This is a genomic window from Blautia sp. AM29-29, from assembly GCF_003480555.1.
Lineage (GTDB): Bacteria > Bacillota > Clostridia > Lachnospirales > Lachnospiraceae > Fusicatenibacter > Fusicatenibacter saccharivorans.
This window is the reverse complement of sequence record NZ_QUJD01000016.1, coordinates 40,290-59,216: the sequence shown is the minus strand read 5'-3', so window position 1 is coordinate 59,216 and position 18,927 is coordinate 40,290. Positions and strand designations below refer to the sequence as shown.

General features: G+C 49.5%; 18 protein-coding genes and 1 other annotated feature (1 of these 19 cut by a window edge). Of the genes, 10 read left to right on the top strand and 8 right to left on the bottom strand.

Annotated elements, in window-relative coordinates; translation table 11 throughout:
* Positions 1–16, top strand: a binding site (T-box leader) (it extends 260 nt beyond the left edge of the window).
* Positions 17–87: 71 nt separating this feature from the next.
* The 3 genes from ilvB to DW769_RS16635 are packed head-to-tail and all read left to right on the top strand — an operon-like array spanning position 88 to position 2,550.
* Positions 88–1,806 (top strand): biosynthetic-type acetolactate synthase large subunit, encoded by a 1,719-nt coding sequence (gene ilvB / locus DW769_RS12125; protein WP_117760555.1) that lies wholly within the window; start codon positions 88–90, stop codon positions 1,804–1,806.
* A 12-nt stretch (positions 1,807–1,818) separates the two neighbouring features.
* Positions 1,819–2,328 carry an acetolactate synthase small subunit gene (ilvN, locus tag DW769_RS12120; RefSeq protein ID WP_117509738.1) on the top strand — a complete coding sequence of 170 codons (510 nt, stop codon included), beginning with the start codon at positions 1,819–1,821 and terminating at the stop codon, positions 2,326–2,328.
* A gap of 18 nt (positions 2,329–2,346) precedes the next feature.
* Positions 2,347–2,550 carry a hypothetical protein gene (locus DW769_RS16635; protein ID WP_055227113.1) on the top strand — a complete coding sequence of 68 codons (204 nt, stop codon included), beginning with the start codon at positions 2,347–2,349 and terminating at the stop codon, positions 2,548–2,550.
* Positions 2,551–2,675: 125 nt separating this feature from the next.
* Here DW769_RS16635 and DW769_RS12110 read toward each other — a convergent pair whose 3' ends face one another.
* The 4 genes from DW769_RS12110 to htpG form a co-directional block, all read right to left on the bottom strand.
* Positions 2,676–3,368, bottom strand: coding sequence for an LrgB family protein (locus DW769_RS12110; protein WP_117760554.1), 693 nt, complete (start codon positions 3,366–3,368; stop codon positions 2,676–2,678).
* On the bottom strand, positions 3,365–3,736 hold the full coding sequence (locus DW769_RS12105) for a CidA/LrgA family protein (RefSeq protein WP_055221279.1): 372 nt from the start codon (positions 3,734–3,736) through the stop codon (positions 3,365–3,367). The genes DW769_RS12110 and DW769_RS12105 overlap by 4 nt, the downstream gene beginning before the upstream one ends.
* Positions 3,737–3,959: 223 nt before the next feature.
* Complete coding sequence (locus DW769_RS12100; protein ID WP_279220835.1) at positions 3,960–5,387, bottom strand: Na+/H+ antiporter NhaC family protein; 1,428 nt, start codon at positions 5,385–5,387, stop codon at positions 3,960–3,962.
* Positions 5,388–5,469: 82 nt separating this feature from the next.
* A complete protein-coding gene (gene htpG, locus DW769_RS12095; protein WP_118666971.1) occupies positions 5,470–7,545 on the bottom strand; it encodes a molecular chaperone HtpG in 2,076 nt (691 codons plus the stop codon).
* 343 nt (positions 7,546–7,888) lie between these two features.
* Between htpG and DW769_RS12090 the strand changes: the two genes are divergently transcribed.
* Complete coding sequence (locus tag DW769_RS12090) at positions 7,889–8,455, top strand: TetR-like C-terminal domain-containing protein (RefSeq protein WP_022461989.1); 567 nt, start codon at positions 7,889–7,891, stop codon at positions 8,453–8,455.
* 219 nt (positions 8,456–8,674) lie between these two features.
* A complete protein-coding gene (locus tag DW769_RS12085) occupies positions 8,675–10,654 on the top strand; it encodes an oleate hydratase (RefSeq protein ID WP_117509736.1) in 1,980 nt (659 codons plus the stop codon).
* An 88-nt stretch (positions 10,655–10,742) separates the two neighbouring features.
* On the opposite strand, the gene DW769_RS12080 is transcribed toward DW769_RS12085, so the two are convergent.
* The 3 genes from DW769_RS12080 to DW769_RS12070 are packed head-to-tail and all read right to left on the bottom strand — an operon-like array spanning position 10,743 to position 13,239.
* Entirely contained in the window at positions 10,743–11,810 is a 1,068-nt protein-coding gene (locus DW769_RS12080; RefSeq protein ID WP_118750426.1) for an ethanolamine utilization protein EutH, read from the bottom strand.
* 34 nt (positions 11,811–11,844) lie between these two features.
* Entirely contained in the window at positions 11,845–12,351 is a 507-nt protein-coding gene (locus tag DW769_RS12075) for a DUF5721 family protein (protein ID WP_055221274.1), read from the bottom strand.
* Between the two features lie 6 nt (positions 12,352–12,357).
* On the bottom strand, positions 12,358–13,239 hold the full coding sequence (locus DW769_RS12070; protein WP_118700602.1) for a magnesium transporter CorA family protein: 882 nt from the start codon (positions 13,237–13,239) through the stop codon (positions 12,358–12,360).
* A gap of 326 nt (positions 13,240–13,565) precedes the next feature.
* On the opposite strand from DW769_RS12070, the gene DW769_RS12065 reads away from it, so the two are divergent.
* The gene (locus DW769_RS12065; RefSeq protein ID WP_118750434.1) at positions 13,566–14,405 is read left to right on the top strand and encodes a DegV family protein; all 840 of its coding nucleotides are present in this window, start codon (positions 13,566–13,568) and stop codon (positions 14,403–14,405) included.
* A 97-nt stretch (positions 14,406–14,502) separates the two neighbouring features.
* Positions 14,503–14,874, top strand: a complete 372-nt coding sequence (locus tag DW769_RS12060) for a hypothetical protein (RefSeq protein WP_117509733.1) — start codon at positions 14,503–14,505, stop codon at positions 14,872–14,874.
* A gap of 388 nt (positions 14,875–15,262) precedes the next feature.
* Here DW769_RS12060 and DW769_RS12050 read toward each other — a convergent pair whose 3' ends face one another.
* Positions 15,263–15,463, bottom strand: coding sequence for a cold-shock protein (locus DW769_RS12050; RefSeq protein WP_022461996.1), 201 nt, complete (start codon positions 15,461–15,463; stop codon positions 15,263–15,265).
* Between the two features lie 314 nt (positions 15,464–15,777).
* Between DW769_RS12050 and DW769_RS12045 the strand changes: the two genes are divergently transcribed.
* The 3 genes from DW769_RS12045 (at position 15,778) to DW769_RS12035 (ending at position 18,903) form a co-directional block, all read left to right on the top strand.
* A complete protein-coding gene (locus DW769_RS12045; protein ID WP_117509731.1) occupies positions 15,778–17,058 on the top strand; it encodes a dihydroorotase in 1,281 nt (426 codons plus the stop codon).
* Positions 17,059–17,095: 37 nt separating this feature from the next.
* Complete coding sequence (gene pyrF / locus DW769_RS12040) at positions 17,096–18,025, top strand: orotidine-5'-phosphate decarboxylase (protein ID WP_118750424.1); 930 nt, start codon at positions 17,096–17,098, stop codon at positions 18,023–18,025.
* Between the two features lie 107 nt (positions 18,026–18,132).
* On the top strand, positions 18,133–18,903 hold the full coding sequence (locus tag DW769_RS12035) for a dihydroorotate dehydrogenase electron transfer subunit (RefSeq protein ID WP_022461999.1): 771 nt from the start codon (positions 18,133–18,135) through the stop codon (positions 18,901–18,903).
* Positions 18,904–18,927 lie beyond the last annotated feature (24 nt).

The window sequence follows — 18,927 nt, the reverse complement described above, 5'->3', positions numbered from 1 at the left end:
AACATTCTCCCTGAACGTAAGGCACAGAAAAGGTGTTTTATGTTCGGGGATTTTTTATGCAGCAAATTTAGAACAGGAGGTTTTCATATGAAACAGATTACAGGAAACAAACTTCTGGTAAAGGCTCTGAAGGAGGAGGGTGTCGAGTATCTCTTCGGTTATCCGGGAGCCTGTACCATTGATATCAGCGATGAGCTTTACAAACAGGATGAAATCAAAATCGTTCTGCCGCGCCACGAGCAGGCGCTGGTGCATGAGGCGGATGCCTATGCGAGAACGACAGGAAAAGTCGGCGTATGCCTCGTTACCAGTGGCCCTGGTGCAACCAACCTGGTCACCGGTCTTGCAACGGCAAACTACGACAGCGTTCCGCTTGTCTGCTTCACCGGACAGGTAGCCCGCCACCTCATCGGAAACGATGCATTCCAGGAGGTTGATATTGTCGGCATCACCCGCAGCATCACGAAATACGGCGTGACGGTAAGAAACCGTGAAGATCTCGGACGCATCATCAAAGAGGCATTCTACATCGCACGCACCGGAAAACCGGGCCCGGTTCTCATTGACCTTCCAAAAGATGTCATGGCAGAGTTCGGCAGCGCAGAGTATCCGAAAAACGTCAATATCCGCGGCTACAAACCGAACACCAGCGTTCACATCGGCCAGTTAAAACGTGCGTTAAAGATGCTTTCGAAAGCAAAACGCCCGCTGTTCCTTGCCGGCGGCGGCGTCAACATCGCACATGCGCAGGAAGTGTTCCGCGAAGTGGTCGAGAAAACACAGGTGCCGGTTGTCACAACCGTTATGGGACGCGGCGCGATCTCTACGAAACATCCGCTGTTCATCGGAAATCTTGGCATGCACGGCGCGTATGCGGCGAATATGGCAGTCAGCGAGTGCGATCTGCTGTTCTCGATCGGAACACGTTTCAATGACCGTATCACCGGAAAGCTGCATGAATTTGCCCCGCACGCGCAGATCGTCCACATCGACATAGACACCGCTTCGATCTCTCGAAACATCCATGTCGATATCCCGATCGTAGCCGATGCAAAAGAGGCGATCACGAAGATGGCAGAGTACGTAGAGCCATGCTCCACATCGAAATGGCTTGCCCAGATCGATGCCTGGAAGAACGAGCATCCGCTGACGATGCGCCCGAACGGCGTGATGGGACCGCTCGATATTTTCAACGCGATCAACGAGCAGTTTGACGATGCGATTATCGTCACCGACGTCGGACAGCACCAGATGCTGACAAGTCAGTACGTCGACATTACCGAAAACCGCCAGATCATCATGTCCGGCGGCCTTGGAACGATGGGATACGGCCTTCCGGGCGCGATCGGAGCAAAAATCGGCAACCCGGACAAACCGGTCATCGCGATTTCCGGTGACGGCGGTATGCAGATGAATATTCAGGAGCTGGCAACTGCCGTTCTCGAGGAGCTGCCGGTCATCCTGTGTATCTTCAATAATGAATACCTCGGCATGGTACGCCAGTGGCAGAAGCTGTTTTACGGCAAACGGTACAGCATGACAAACCTGCGCGCCGGTGCACTTTCCCGCAGAACAGACGGAGAAGAGTACCCGGAATACACGCCGAATTTTATCAAATTGGCTGAGAGTTACGGCGCAAAAGGCATCCGCGTCATGAAGAAAGAGGATATCGCCGCAGCGTTTGAAGAGGCGAAGAAAAACACCAAGACTCCGACAATCATCGAATTTATCATCGATCCGGAGGAGATGGTTTACCCGATGATCAAGCCGGGCGGAACGCTCGAAGATATGATTATGGACTGTTAGGAGGAGAGCGCGATGAATAAGGGAATGAAAAAAAGATGGATTTCACTGTACGTAGAAAACCAGGTTGGTGTCCTTTCCAAGATTTCCGGGCTTTTTTCCGCAAAAAGCTATAACCTGGACAGCCTGACCGTCGGAACGACCGAGGACCCGACCGTATCGCGTATGACGATCGCCACGGTCAGTGACGATGAGACGTTTGAGCAGATCAAAAAACAGCTGAACCGCATGGTCGAGGTCATCAAAGTCATCGACTTCACCGACGTGTTTGTGCGCATGAAAGAGATTCTGTATATCAAGGTATTCAACTGCAGCGCAGCTGACAAAGTCGAGCTGTTCCAGATCGCTGAGACGTTCAAGGCGAAGGTCATCGACTACGGAAAAGACAGCCTGCTGCTCGAGTTTGTCCAGACGGCGACGAAAAACGATGCAGTTGTGAAGCTGATGAAAGAGGAATTCAGCAAGATCGAAGTCGTGCGCGGCGGAAGCGTCGGTATCGAGTCAATCAATGTGATGGAGCGGTAAAAGAGAGGACGTTTTTGCGTGAACGAAAAGAGTATTACCACAATTACGTTAAAAAAGATTAATAAGAAAAGTGTGTATCAGTACATCTATGAGCACCGCCAGACGGCGAAGCAGCAGATTGTGCAGGATCTGACGATGGGGCTTTCGATGCACAGCGGAACGCTCGAGCATATCTGCATCGACCCGGAAGGGCCGGAGTGCTACTGCGCTTCTTTTTATTGAAGAGTTTCTGCAGTCGGAATTTTAATTTTTAGTTATAGAATTTCAGGGATAGAAAATCCGGGAACGGAAAGTTTTACATTGCTTTCCATTCCCGGATTTTTTCTGCTTTTTATCAGTGTTCGTTTTTAGATAAACATCGCATAAATCGACGCTCCGACCACAGTCAGAATACCTGCAACTGCAATCGAAAGGCTGCTCATCGCGCCCTCGACATCGCCCATCTCCATGGCCTTCGCCGTACCGATCGCATGGGAGGCCGATCCGATACTGATGCCCTTTGCAATCGGCTCCTCAATGTGAAACAGCTTGCAGAGCGTCTCCGCCAGCATATTTCCCAGCACACCCGTGATGATGATAACGGCAACCGTGATCGTCACCGCACCGCCGAGCTCTTCCGAAACACCCATGCCGATGGCCGTTGTGATGGATTTCGGCAGCAGTGTTACATACATTTTATGATTCAGATTGAAGATCAGCGCCAGCGCGAGAACCACGGTAAGGCTCGTCAGCACGCCGGAGAGAATACCGGCGAGGATGGCTTTGATATTCTTTTTCAATGCCTCCATCTGCTCATACAGCGGAATCGCAAGGCAGACCGTTGCAGGAGTCAGCAGATAGCTCAAGTATTTTGCACCGTCATTATAATTCTGATAATCGATATCGAAAACAGCAAGGAATACAATGACGACTGCAATGGAAATCAGCAGCGGATTGAAAATCGGAAGCCCAAATTTTTTCTTTAACAGCATGCCGAGCTCATACGCCAGAAGGCTGATGACAACGCCGAAAAATGCAGATTCACAGAACATATTTGTCATTTTGCGTCCCCTCCTTTGTGTTTCTTTTCCAGCCGGATGACCGCCTGTGTCACGCGTCCGGACACAACCATAACGACGATGGTGCTGACGAGCGTAATCACGAGAACCGGAACGAGAACGGCTTTTAATTCACCCCAGGATTCCATCAGGCCGACGCCCGCCGGAATGAACATGACCGGCATGATCTCAATCATAAACTTGCCTGCGTCCTCGACGGCATCAAGTTTTAATGCCCCCGTCATCAGAAGCGCCAGCATCAGCACAAGGCCGTAGATACTTGCCGGAATCGGAAGCGGCAGCACGGCGTGCAGGATTTCTCCGACGAACGAAACCGCCATAATTACAAGGAACTGTCTTAATAATTTCACTTTTTCTGTTGTCCTTTCTCCCCATAACCCACATAACATCACTCCTTCTCAATGTCACGACCCCGATTATACTACCCGCATAAAAGAATTTCAACCGTAAATGTTACTGCAATTTTGGCGATTTTTGCCAAAAAAAGCAAAAAAATGCCCGCCAATCAAACGAAAAAGTGAAATCGGTGGGCATTTTAACATGATTTTTTGAGTTGATCCGATACGGAACTTTTTAAGCATTGCTTTCGGCATTTTTCCGATCCGGCAGAACGAAGATAAAGATCAGCGAACTGACAAGCAGCATGCCCGGATAGAAGAGGTTTGCCATGATTTCAAAGGCGGAGAGCTCATATTCCAGTTCATGCACCGCGGAAATCGCCACGAGCATCTGCGCGCCGTACGGCAGGATGCCCTGTGAGATGCAGGAGAAGGTATCGAGGAGCGATGCCGTTTTCCGTGGGGTGATGCCGTAGTCCTCGGACATCTGCTTTGCGATCGGGTTTGCCATGACGATCGCGACGGTGTTGTTTGCGGTCGCAATGTCGAGCAGCGCGACGAGAATGCCGACACCGAGCTGGCCGCCCTTTTTTCCGCGGAAGATTTTGTGAATGGCACGAAGCAGGACAGTAAAGCCGCCGTTTTCCCGGATCAGCGCGCACATCGCAGCGACAAGAATCGCAACCATACATGTCTCAAACATACCCGAAGTGCCGCTTCCCATGCTGGAGAGCATATCCAAGAGCGTCGTCTGTCCCGTACCGAGCATGATAACGGCACCGGAAGCAATACCGATAAGGAGTACGACAAACACCTGAATGCCCGCGATGCCGCCGATCAGCACGAGCAGGTACGGAACCATCTGCAGCAGATGGTATTCGTGGACGATCGGTGTGCCCGGCGCCTGTCGGAAGGAGATTACAAGGATCAGCGCCAGCGTGGCAAGAGCAGCCGGGAGAGCGATCCAGAAGTTTTCGCGGAACTTGTCTTTCATCTCGCAGCCCTGTCCGTTGCAGGCGGCGATTGTCGTGTCGGAGATGAAGGAGAGGTTGTCGCCGAACATGGATCCGCCCATGACGGAGGCGACGCAGAGCGCCAGCGAAAAGCCGGAGGTCTCGGCAACAGCAGCGGCGATCGGCACGAGAAGCGTGATCGTTCCGACGGAGGTTCCCATGGCCGTGGAGACGAAGCAGGCAACGACAAAGAGCACAGCGACGGCATATTTTGCCGGAATCCAGGAGAGCATGAAATAGGCAACGCTCTCTGCACTGCTCCTTCCGACAACGCCGACAAACGTGCCTGCGGCGAGGAAGATCAGCAGCATTGTGATGATGTTTTTGTCCCCGATGCCCTGTCCCATGAGGGCGAGCTTTTCTTCAAACGGGACACTGCGGTTCTGCAGACAGGCGACGAGGATCGCTGTCAGAAACGAGACGACGATGGGGATGTTGTAGAAGCCCATCGGAATTTTTAAAATATACTCGGAATAAATGCCGAACCCCAGATAAAACACCAGAAAAACGGCGATCGGGAGCAGGGCGGATGGCTTTCCTTTTTTCATAGAAATAAATACCAGACCTTTCGTGTGATTTTCCTTATTTTTTAATAGGGCGAATAGAATTATTCTATCATCTGGATCAGAAATCGTAAAGTAAAAAAGCAGGAAAAAACACGCCGGACATCTGGTAAATTCCAGAAATCCGGCGTTTTTTATAAGAGGTGCGTTTTGCTGTGCCTGTGCTTTATTATTTTGCGAGGAGCATCATAATCTGATTACTTCTGCTTACGAATTTTGTCATCTCGTCCGGAGAGAGCGGTTTGTGGCTGATCATTGCCAGATCATACAGCTGCTCGCAGAACAGGGATGTGTTGCCGTTCTCGCCATTCTCCAGAATGTACTGAACAAGCGGATGTTTTGCATTCAGGATCAGGGTTTCCTGTCCGCCGAACATGGACGGATCCATGCCGGTCATGCCGTACATCTTCATCATATCCTGCATCCGGCGGCTCTCCTCGGAAAGCGTTACCATGGAGGATACATTTTCGTCTTTCAGGTTCTCAACTTTGACGTTCAGATCTTTCTTGTCGAGGACTTTGCGGAAGAGATCGGTCAGAGTATTTGTAGCGTCGGTCAGATCCTCACCGGACTCGTCTTTCATATCGTTGGTCAGATCTGCATCGATGCGCTGGAAAGTTACATGCTCGTTGTAACGCTCTGCATGGGTGATGAAAGCGGAGTCGATGTTGTGTTTCAGGATGACAGCATCCATGCCCTGACTGCGGAACATGTTGATATACTGGCTCTGCTGAACTTCGTCGGTGACGTAGTAAACAGTCGTTTTTTCCGGCTCTTTCTTCTCGTCAGCGTTTTCCGTATTTTCGGTATTCTCCATAGTTTCAGCCTTCTCTTCGGTGTTCTCTGCAGGAGCTTCTTCTTTCTTATTCTCGTTGATGCAGTCCTCAAGAGTCAGATATTTTCCGTCGATGTTCTTGAACAGAATATAGTCCATCATCTTCTTGGAGAATTTCTCGTCCTTGATGCATCCGTATTTGATGAATGGGTTGATATCATCCCAGTATTTCTCGTAATTCTCACGGTCGGTTTTGCACATGCCGGAGAGCTTGTCAGCGAATTTCTTGGAGATGTACTCGGAGATCTTCTTGACAAATCCGTCGTTCTGCAGTGCGCTTCGGGATACGTTCAGCGGCAGATCCGGGCAGTCGATGACGCCTTTTAAGAGCATCAGGTATTCCGGAATGACTTCTTTGATGTTGTCGGCAATAAATACCTGGTTGTTGTACAGCTTGATGGTTCCCTCGATGGAATCGTACTCGGTGTTGATACGCGGGAAGTAGAGGATACCTTTGAGGTTGAACGGATAGTCCATGTTCAGGTGGATCCAGAACAGCGGCTCGCGGTAGTCGTTGAAGACTTTGCGGTAGAATTCTTTATAATCCTCATCGCTGCACTCGTTTGGATGTTTGGTCCACAGCGGGTGGATATCACTGATGGAAACCGGGCGTTTGTTGATTTTTACTTTCTCTTTTGCCGGAGAAACCTCAACCTGCTCTTTGGTTCCGTCTTCTTTTTCTTTCTCTTCGTATTTTGCATCTTCATGGATATGCTCAACAACAACATCGTCCTCTTTTAATTCGCCTTCCTCGATGGTCTCGTATTCCTGCGGTGCGTTTGCTTTGGACAGGAAAATTTCAACCGGCATGAAGGAGCAGTATTTTTCCAGAACTTCGCGGACACGGTATTCGTTTGCGAATTCCAGGCAGTCCTCGTTCAGGAACAGAGTGATTTCGGTACCAACAGTTGTCTTGCTGCCCTCGGACATATCGTACTCGGTGCTTCCGTCACAGGTCCAGTGTACCGGGGTGGATCCTTCTTTATAGGAAAGAGAATCGATGTGAACTTCATCTGCTACCATGAAAGCAGAGTAGAAACCAAGACCGAAGTGGCCGATCATCTGATCTGAATTCGTTTTGTCTTTGTATTTCTCCAGGAATTCGGTAGCGCCGGAGAAGGCGATCTGGGTAATATATTCTTCGACTTCGTCTGCGGTCATACCGATACCGTTATCGATGAATTTTAAGGTTTTCTCATCCGGGTTTACAATCACCTGAATGGCTGCTTTGTAGTCATCCGGAAGTGCATATTCACCCATGCCGTCCAGTTTTTTCAGTTTGGTGATGGCATCGCAGCCGTTGGAAACGAGCTCGCGGACGAAGATATCGTGGTCGGAATACATCCATTTTTTGATAATCGGGAAAATATTGTCGCTGTTGATTGAAAGATTTCCATGTTTCGCACTCATGAGAAACACACTCCTTTTCTTATAAAAATATTTTGATCCAGCAAAGCGGGAATATCATGCTTTTTTAGATGTCTGCAGCTTTTTTACTGCTCTGATAGTTATAGTAATACTGGCACAGGGAAAAGTCAAGGGGAAATTAGCACTCGAGAAAAAAGAGTGCTAACAGAACGACGGAAAGTATTGAATTTACTGGTATTACGGTACTTTCTAAACTTTTTGTAAAGTCTGATCAGAAGGGCTGCGCAGTTGTTTCTGGAGAATGGATATGCTACAATGAAAAAGCATAGAAGCGTTTCGAACAGAAAGATTCCGAGGGTACATAAAAGAAAAATGGAGGAAATACATGACAAATGCGACAAAGGCGGCGCTGGAAGCGTCGTTAAAAAAGCTGCTTTTGAAAAAGCCGCTGGACAAAATTACGATCAACGATCTGACGACAGACTGCGGCATCAGCCGGATGGCGTTTTATTATCATTTTAAGGATATCTACGATCTTGTCGAATGGTCGTGCCTGGAGGATGCGACGCAGGCGCTGCAGGGGAAGAAAACGTATGAGACATGGCAGGAAGGCCTGCAGCAGATTTTTGAGGCAGTGCTCGAGAATAAACCATTTATTATGAATGTCTATCACTCTGTAAGCCGTGAGCAGATCGAAACATATCTCTTTCATCTGACGCACGATCTGCTGTACGGTGTCGTACAGGAAAAAGCAAAGGGAACCGGCATCTCCGAGGCGGATCAGAGTTTTATCGCAGATTTCTATAAGTATAGCTTTACCGGTGTCATGCTCGACTGGATCAAAGACGGAATGAAAGTGGATTACCATATGATTGCGGAAAAAATGCACCGCACGATGGAAGGAAATGTCGTCAATTCCATCCGAAATTTTGAAAAAAGAAATAAAATATAGTTACACTTTACAAAACAGGGCGGATGATAAAAATTTAATCATCCGCCCTGTTTTGTAAATGGAAAAGCGGGGAAAAATGAAGTAAGATTCAAATTGTCAACAGACAATGGCAACACAAATAGAAACTTGTAAAACAAAGAAAGCAGCATAACCTATACGAACCGGAAATTCGAAAAAACATTCCGGCAGTCGTATTTAGAAAAGAAAGGATGAACGTCTATGTCAAAAAAAGGATTAAAATTCGGAATCGCATCAGCAGCAGTCATCGGAGCTGGAGCAGCAGTGCTGCAGGCAAAAAACAAGAGTGAAGCAAAAAAAGCAGCGGAGACAACCACTGTAACATCAGAACCAAAGAATGATTACCGCAACACCGAGCGCGGAAAAGATAAGAAAAACAGCAAAGGCATTTATTACACCAACGGAAACTACGAAGCCTTCGCAAGACCGGAAAAACCGGAAGGCGTCGATGAGAAGAGCGCATACCTCGTAGGAAGCGGCCTCGCAGCCCTCGCAGCAGCGTGCTTCCTTGTAAGAGACGGCCAGATGAAAGGCGATCACATCCACATTCTGGAAGCCATGGACATCGCCGGCGGTGCCTGCGACGGTATCTACGATCCGACCCGCGGCTACATCATGAGAGGCGGCCGTGAGATGGAAAACCACTTCGAGTGCCTGTGGGATCTGTTCCACAGCATCCCGTCAATTGAGACACCTGGTGTATCCGTTCTTGATGAGTATTACTGGCTGAACAAAAAAGACCCGAACTACTCCCTGTGCCGTGCAACGAAGAACCGCGGCGAGGATGCCCATACCGACGGCAAGTTCAACCTGAGCCAGAAAGGCTGCATGGAGATCATGAAACTCTTCATGACAAGAGACGAGGATCTGTACGACAAGACGATCGAGGATGTTTTCGATGATGAAGTCTTCAATTCCACCTTCTGGCTGTACTGGAGAACGATGTTCGCATTCGAAAACTGGCACAGTGCACTGGAGATGAAGCTGTACTTCCAGCGGTTTATTCACCACATCGGCGGACTGCCGGACTTCTCCGCACTGAAATTCACGAAGTACAACCAGTATGAATCCCTGATTCTTCCGATGAAGAAATACCTCGAGGATGCCGGCGTAGACTTCCAGTTCAATACCGAAGTAACCAACGTTATCTTTGAAATCAACGATGGAAAGAAAGTAGCAAAAGCCATCGAGTGCAAAGTAAACGGCGTCGAGAAAGGCATCGTTCTCACCGAGAATGACCTCGTCTTCGTTACCAACGGAAGCTGCACCGAAGGCACGATCTACGGCGATCAGAACCATGCACCGAACGGTGATGCAGAGGTCCGCACGAGCGGCTGCTGGAGCCTGTGGAAAAACATTGCAAAACAGGATCCGTCCTTTGGACATCCGGAGAAATTCTGTTCCGATATTGCAAAGACAAACTGGGAATCCGCAACAATTACCACTCTCGACAATAAGATCATTCCGTATATCACCAATATCTGCAAACGTGATCCGAGAACCGGAAAGGTTGTTACCGGCGGTATCGTAAGCTGCCAGGATTCCAAGTGGCTTTTAAGCTGGACCATTAACCGTCAGGGACAGTTCAAAGAGCAGGATAAAGATAAGGTATGCGTATGGGTTTACAGCCTGTTCACCGATGTACCTGGCGACTATGTGAAGAAACCGATGAAAGAGTGCACTGGTAAAGAGATCACCGAAGAGTGGCTGTACCACCTCGGCGTGCCGGTTGACCAGATTCCGGAGCTGGCAGAGAACAGCGCTGTCTGCGTACCGACCATGATGCCGTACATCACCGCATTCTTTATGCCAAGAAGAAAGGGCGACCGCCCGGATGTCATCCCGGATGGCTGCGTCAACTTCGCATTCCTCGGACAGTTCGCTGAGACACCAAGAGATACCATCTTCACGACAGAGTATTCCGTTCGTACCGCAATGGAAGCTGTTTACGGACTCCTCGGCGTAGACCGCGGCGTGCCGGAAGTATGGGGCAGCGTTTACGATATCCGCGACCTGCTGGACAGCTCCGTGAAACTGATGGATGGAAAATCCCCGCTGGAAATCGAGCTTCCTGGACCGCTCAACCTGCTGAAAAAACCTCTGCTGAAACTGGTAGATGGAAATGTAGTTGGAGATCTCTTAAAAGAGCATGGAATTATCAAAGAGGATATGGTGAAATAAGAAATAGAAAATAAGTAAGAAATGCAATAAGACCTGCGCTTTCAAACGGCGCAGGTCTTATTGCGTTTCTATGCATGCTCTCAAACAATTAAGCAGAGTTCTTCGTGAAAAACAGCGCGGCACAGACGGCGGCGATGCCTCCAGCGAGCTTTGCAACGAGAAGCGGCACGACAAAATCAGGATCGGTGCCGAACGTAAATCCCATATGTGCGGCGATGGTCGATGCGGCGGAGACGAGGAAAGTTGCGTTTACAATCTTTCCGCGCTCGTCCATTTTTTCCATCATTGTGATCGCCGGAACAGGGCTGACAATGCCCATCAGAAGGCCGGCGGCACTGCTGTCGTTCATGCCGGTTTTTCTTCCAATAAAAGAGAGCGGCTTTTTGAGCACCCGCTGTAAAAGCTCCGCCGTCGGAAGGCTGCCGAGCAGTACAATGCCGATGGACGAGACGACCGCCATCGCGTCCTCCAGCGGCGCAAGGTCCGGGAGCAGCGAAAAGCCGGTCATATAGCAGAACGCGCCCGCGATGAGGCCGATCGTCGTCAGAAGCCGGATCACATCTGCAAATACCGTGAACGCGCGCACGGTCTGCTCCGGAAAACGCCAGATGCCGAACATCAGCAGAAAGCAGAAGAGGAGCACCGGGAGCGACTGAAGTACGATCTGCAGAAAAGAGAGTCCTGAGAGCAGTCCGCCGACGATCATCGTGACGGGAAGCGTGCCCGTGCCGATCAGCATGCCGCGGGAGAAAAAGAGGCGGTCGCCGCTTTTCAGCATTCCCATGCCGACCGGAATCGTAAAGGTGATGGTACAGCCAAGCGTCGCCGCAATCACAAGTCCTGCGTAGCGCACCATCTCCTGCGATGCCGAAAGCTCTCCGGCGAGCTGGTAGCCGCCCATGTCAATGGCGAGAATGCCGGCGAGAAGTCCCGCATCCAGCCCAAAAAAGTTCCAGATGGGAACGAGGGCGAAACGGAGAAAGCGGGAGAGCAGCGGGGTGAGGCAGATGATGCCCGACATGGAAAGTGCCGTCGGTCCAAGCAGCATAAAGCCCTCCTCAAACCGTTTTCCAAATCCGAAGCGATTGCCAGCGATCCGGTCGACACCGCCGAGTACCGCGCCGACTGCCATGATCCACATAATAATCTGATTCATAAAAAGAGAACCTTTCTAAATAAGTATTTTGTCTTTATATCTGTTCCTCAAATGCAATTTCATTTTTCAGCAGAAACTGGCGGACTTCCTCATCGAAGACGCGGTCGAGCGACTTGTCCATCGTAAAGATTTTGAGGGAAGTTCCGGTGGTAAGTAAGAGTTTTCCATCCTTATACTGAAAATTCAGAAAGCATCCAAACACGTTCTCTATTTCCAGCGGCAGCGCATGGTCCGCGATCATTTTTTCGCACGCCGCCTGCGGAAGCTGAAACACAAATTTGAACTGCAGGGGTGTCCGTTTTCCTTTGATGACGGAATAGCAGAACGATTTCACATCTTTCCAGAGAAGCCGCGTCCGCCCTTTTTCTTTTAAGAGCTGCGCGTCATCGGGATCGAAAAAGTCCGTGTGAAGACTGCCGTCGATGGAGAACGTCGTAAACGTTGTGATCGACGCCTCGGAGACGGGAAAGCGGTCAAATGTCTCGAGACGGAGCAGGGTGTTCATAAAATTCTTTAACTGTGTAATCTGCAGGATAATCATCCGTAGTTAAAACCAGCCTTTCTTTTTAAAATACCAAATTTCAACAGCAACAATGAGAATACAGACGCCGATCAGGATGAAGTACGCATACGGGGCAGAAAGCTCAGGCATATGCGTAAAATTCATGCCGTACCAGCCGGCGATCAGGGAAAGCGGGAAAAAGATCGTCGAGACGACCGTCAGAATCCGCATCGTATCGTTCTGATGCAGGTCGATCTGCGCCTGCTGCATCTCGCGGATCTGCAGGGCGTACTCCCGCAGCATCTGGGTGTGGTCGTACAAACGGTCCACGCGGTTTCCAAGGCGCGAAAACTGACGGGCGCATTTCGGGGGAAGAAAGTGATTTTCGTCCTCGGAGAGTATTTCGCACATGTCGAGAAGCTGCTGGTAATAGGCATGGAACACGAGCAGCTCCCGACGGATCGTGATCAGGGTCCGCTGCAGCTCTTTTGGCAGAGTGTCGAGAAGAGACTCCTCGATTGTCGCGAGGCGCTTCTCAAAATTCTGCAGATAGAGCATATCCTCCTGGATCAGCGATTCCAGAAACGAGAAAAACAGGTGGAAGACATCGGAAGTATCGAGCGGTTCTTCCGGGAAGAGGAGGCTCTGCAAAGCCGGAAGTGTCTGTTCGTCGGCTGCCAGAATAAGCTGCCCCCGGTCGAGATAAAACGCAAGCGAGAATGCAAGGTGAAGCGGATGCGTCTTGTCCGGGACGGCAAGCGATCCGACCAGGCAGTCAGGCAGCAGCTCTGCGCGGCAGTATTCGATGCGCTCCGGCTGCAGACTGCGCCGGAAAAGAGAAAATCCGGGCAGCGCCGCGCAGGCTTTGGAAGCTTCCGAAAACGAAAGCAGGGAAAGCCGGACCGAATCCGAAAAAGTCCATTCCATACGTACCACCTCCTGAAAATAAGCAATGGAAAAATATCCATAAACAAAAAAGCCGTATGACCGTAGTATACCGCAAAAAGGGGAGTGCGACAAGAAAAGGAAAAAACTTTTAACGGAAAAACTTTTATTGGGAAAAAACTTTTTGCAATGGAGCACTAAGTGTGTTATGATAAAATGTAGTTATCAAAACTACATGACAAAATATCAAAAAATTCACTGTGTCGAATTCGTCCCTAGTTCAGGAAGGTTTGAAAAAGAGCGGTGATTGGAAATACGAAACGTCCGCAGTGAGAAAAAGCGGAATCAAGTTTGGAGGGATAAAATATATGAGTTTTCACATTGTTGCAGACAGCTGCTGTGAACTGACAGCAGATATGAAAAAAAGAGGAAATATTGAAATTGCACCGCTGACCCTGGAAGTCGGCGGAGAATCCATTCTGGATGACGAGACATTTGACCAGAAATATTTTTTAAAGAGAGTAGCGGAATGCCCGGAGTGCCCGAAATCCGCCTGCCCGTCGCCGGATTATTTCCGGAAATCTTTTCTGAACGGAGCAGAACGGTGCTACGCGGTCACACTTTCCGCACAGCTCAGCGGTTCCTATAACAGCGCAGTGCTCGGTGCAAACCTGGCGCAGGAGGAGAACGAGGATCTGAAGATTCACGTATTCAATTCCAGAAGCGCATCGATAGGAGAGACCCTGATCGTGAAAAAAATCGTGGAGTGCGAGGAAGCCGGCATGAGCTTTGAGCGCGTCGTAGAGACAGTAGAACTCTATATCAGCACACAGAACACCTATTTCGTGCTGGAAAATCTCGAAACTCTGCGGAAAAACGGCCGCCTTTCCAAAACAAAAGCACTTGTTGCATCCGCGCTTAAGATCAAACCGGTTATGGGAGCCACATCGGAGGGCGATATCGTACAGCTCGATCAGGCGCGCGGCATCAACAAAGCACTGATGAAAATGGTCGATGCCATTGTAAATGACGCACAGCATGTAGAAAACAAAACGCTTGCCATCTCTCATTGCAACTGCCCGGAGCGCGCCGAGATGGTAAAAGAAGCCCTTCTGGAGCGCCTTGCGGTACAGGATGTCTTCGTACTCGATACCCAGGGCGTCAGCAGTATGTATGCAAATGACGGCGGAATTATCATTGCATTATAACTTTTCTCTTCCCTTTTTGTTGAAAATGTAGTATAATTTTCAACATGTTTGAAAGTGCCGCCGAGCACTTTTTAGAAATCAAAGGAGAAGTAGAACCATGAGTCAGGAAAAAGTTGACCGCTATAAAAAGGAAAAAGCGAACCGTGAGAAAATCATGAGACGTGAAAGATGGATCACGAGACTGGAAGTTACCGCTTTCGTCGTTGTTCTGGCTACCCTGATCGGCTGGTTCTCCGTTGCTGTTTACCAGAACTCGGTAGCAGAGAAAAAGGCGAACCGCACGACAGAAACCACAACGATGAACGTGACGGATATTCAGAATTATCTGAGCGAGACCAACACATCCAGCGACAGCAGTGCAGATGACACCAGCGACAGCTCTGATGCTTCCGATACATCTTCGGACAGCACAGCAGATACGGCAAGTGACAGCACAGCAGATTCCATCAGCGAAAGTACAGCGGAATAAGCAGAATTGTTAAAGAAAGTAAAAGCGCTTACCACAGACGGGAAAATCCCGGAGTGATAAGCGCTTTTGTTATAGAGATTTATAGCAATCCCCGAAAATAATGCAAAAAATTCAGCACCGCAGAGCGTGAATTACTGCGTCACAGATTTTCGTCGTACCCCGGTACGCCTTCAAATCTGTTCCTTGCAATTCGCGCTCTGCAGCACTGCCTTTTTTGCATTATTTTCGGGTCTTGCTATAGAAAAAACTATAAGAAACACGCTCCACGAGTTTCTTAAGTTATCGCGGCAGTCGCCAAGGTCTCGTGCAGGCACGGACTTTGGCTCGTTGTCCGCGTAAATTAAAAAACCGGAGGACATACATCCTCCGGCCTTTCGCTTATGGTTAATTAGCATTTAACAACGTTGGAAGCCTGCATTCCGCGAGCACCCTCGGTAAGATCGTAAGTAACCGCCTGACCTTCGTCAAGAGTTTTGAATCCTTCACCCTGGATAGCGGAGAAATGTACGAATACATCGTTTCCGTCTTCGCCTGTGATGAAGCCATAGCCCTTCTCTGCGTTAAACCATTTCACTGTTCCCTTGTTCATTGTGAGTTACCTCCATAAAATTAAAAAATAAGCATGATGTGGGAATGCATATGTTCCCCCATAAGCGAGTGAACTTTTGATAAAAAAATTCACTAGCTATTACAGATTATATTGAAGGTGAATGCTAATATAATCTCTAATAGCTAGTGACCACGTATTACATCTCAACATCTTCTCGATTGAGACCATTATAATCTTGCAAATCAAAAAAGTCAAGAAAAAACTCTTTATTTCAGGAAAGATTTCGTGTATTATAAAAAGGAATAAATGGTCGGACGACGGCCAGAAGAAAAGAAAGGATCAGAGAACGTAAGATGAGTATCTTAATCAAAAATGGACAGGTCATCGACCCGGCCACCCAAAAAGACGAAATCAGTGATGTTCTGATCGAAAACGGCGTTATTACACGGGTTGAAAAAGGAATCCGCGTAAAAGATGCGCAGGTAATAGATGCAAAAGGCTGCTATGTAATGCCTGGCATCATCGATATGCATGTACATCTCCGCGACCCGGGGCAGACATATAAAGAAGATATTGAAAGCGGTTCGAAAGCAGCAGCAAAAGGAGGCGTGACAACGCTGGTAGCGATGCCGAATACAAAACCGGTCATCGACAGCCCGGACCGCGTCAACTATGTAACGATCAAAGCAGACCGTTTTTCTCCGATTAATGTACTGCAGGCAGGCGCCATCACAGTAGGACAGAAGGGTGAAGAGCTCGCCGATATCGAGGGCATGGTAAAAGCCGGCATCCCGGCGATCAGCGAGGACGGAAAATCCGTTATGAACGCGCTGCTCTACAAAGAGGCCATGGAGATTGCCGCAGAGAAAAACATTCCGGTGCTGGCTCACTGCGAGGACAAGAACCTCGTAAACGGCGGCTGCATGAATGAGGATGCAAACTCGAGAGAGTGGCATCTGCCGGGCATCACAAACTCCGTAGAGAACACGATTGTTGCAAGAGATATCGTACTTGCCGCAGAGACAGGTGCACACCTGCATCTGTGTCACTGCTCGACCAAAGAGAGCGTGGATATGGTGCGTGAGGCGAGAAAGGCCGGCGTTTCGATTTCCGCCGAGGTCTGCCCGCATCACTTTACCCTCTGCAGCGACGACATCGTAAAGGGCGACACCAACTATAAGATGAATCCGCCGCTCCGTACGAAAGAGGATCTCGAGGCACTGCGCCAGGGTCTGAAAGACGATGTCTTCGATGTCATCAGCACCGATCATGCGCCGCATGCGCTGACAGAGAAACAGGAGTCCTTCAAGAAAGCTCCGTTCGGCATCGTCGGACTGGAGACGAGCGTGGCTCTTACCATCACCGAACTTGTGGATACCGAGATCATCACCCCGATGCAGATGGCGGAGAAGATGAGCTACAATCCGGCAAAAATCCTGCACCTGGACAAGAAAGGTTCTCTTGCACCCGGCATGGACGCCGATGTGGTTATCATCGATCCGGAAGCGGAGTATGTGATCGATCCGAAGGAGTTTGTTTCCAAGGGCAAAAACACTCCGTTCGGCGGCAAGAAAGTCAAAGGAAAAGTTATGGCTACCGTATGCGGCGGCAAGATTGTATACGAAGCTGAGTAATTTCTATAAGAAAAAACAGAAGAGGGAGAGTAAGCAGATGATTAACAAACTGATTGCAAACATTAAAAAAACAAATGCACCGATCGTCGTAGGTCTGGACCCGATGCTGAACTATGTGCCGGAGCACGTACAGAAAAAGGCATTTGCCGAGTACGGAGAGACACTCGAAGGAGCTGCAGAGGCCGTTTGGCAGTTCAATAAAGCGATTGTCGATGCAACATACGATCTGATTCCGGCTGTAAAACCGCAGGTTGCCATGTATGAGCAGTTCGGCGTTCCGGGAATGGCAGCGTATGAGAAGACCGTTTCCTACTGCCAGGAAAAGGGTCTCGTTGTCATCGGCGATATCAAACGAGGCGATATCGGTTCTACTTCTGAGGCGTATGCAGTCGGCCACCTCGGCCACGTGCAGGTGGGAAGCAAATCCTACGCCGGATTCCATGAGGATTTTGCAACTGTCAATCCGTATCTTGGATCTGACGGCGTAAAACCGTTCATCAAGGTCTGCAAAGAGGAGAAAAAAGGTATCTTTGTTCTGGTAAAAACCTCGAACCCGTCCAGCGGCGAGTTCCAGGACCGCATCATCGACGGATGTCCGCTGTATGAGTGGGTCGGCGAGCAGGTTGCCGCGTGGGGCGAGGAGCACATGGGCGATGATTACAGCTATGTGGGAGCTGTTGTCGGCGCTACGTACCCGGAGATGGGCAAGGTGCTGCGTAAGGTAATGCCGAAATCCTACATCCTGGTACCGGGCTACGGTGCACAGGGCGGAAAAGGAAAAGACCTCGTTCACTTCTTCAATGAGGACGGACTGGGTGCAATCGTAAACTCTTCGAGAGGTATTATCGCTGCTTACAAACAGGAAAAATATGCCGAGTTTGGCACTGAGAACTTTGCGGATGCTTCGAGAGCAGCTGTAAAGGATATGGTTGAGGATATCAGCGGGGCGCTTGCTGCTGCAAAATAAGAATACAGGGTGAAAAGCTCAGAAGGTCTGCCGGGTAGATGTTATGTCCGCCGGAGGAAATTTTGGGCTTTTCGCCGATTCAAGAAAATAAAAGGAGTGTTCAGCTTATGAAAATCAAGGAATGCTGTACTGTGGAAAGTCAGGAGTGCATTGCAAAAGGAATTTACAGCATGTGGATTTCCACGAAAGTGATTGCGAAAGAGGCGAAGGCCGGCCAGTTTATTTCTCTGTTTTCGAAGGACGGCAGCCGTCTTCTGCCGCGTCCGATTTCTCTTTGTGAGATCGACCGAGAGGGAGGAAGACTTCGGATTGTCTACCGTGTGGCAGGTGCAGGAACGGAGGAGTTTTCGCATCTGAAAGCGGGGGATGAGGTTGATATTTTAGGGCCGCTTGGAAATGGATTCCCGATCGAGGAAGGTAAGGGAAAACGTGTGATGCTGATGGGCGGCGGTATCGGTGTTCCGCCGATGCTGCAGACGGCGAAGGATCTTGGAACGGACACGATCATCTGCTGTGGTTACCGCGATGAGTTGTTCTTAAATGAGGAGTTTGCTGCGGCAGGCGATCTTCATATTGCAACGGAGGACGGAAGTGCCGGTGTGAAGGGCAATGTGATGGATGCGGTGCGCGAGGATCATCTGGAAGCAGATGTAATTTTTGCCTGCGGTCCGGCTCCGATGCTGCGTGCGATTAAGGCGTACGGTCTGGAAAAGGGAATTCCATGCTGGATTTCGATGGAAGAGAAGATGGCGTGCGGCGTTGGCGCATGTCTTGCGTGTGTCTGCCAGTCGACTGAGGTGGATGGTCATTCACATGTGCACAACAAGCGGATCTGCAAGGACGGACCGGTCTTTTTAAGTACGGAAATTGAGCTGTAAGTGACGCGAGGAGGAGAAAAAGCG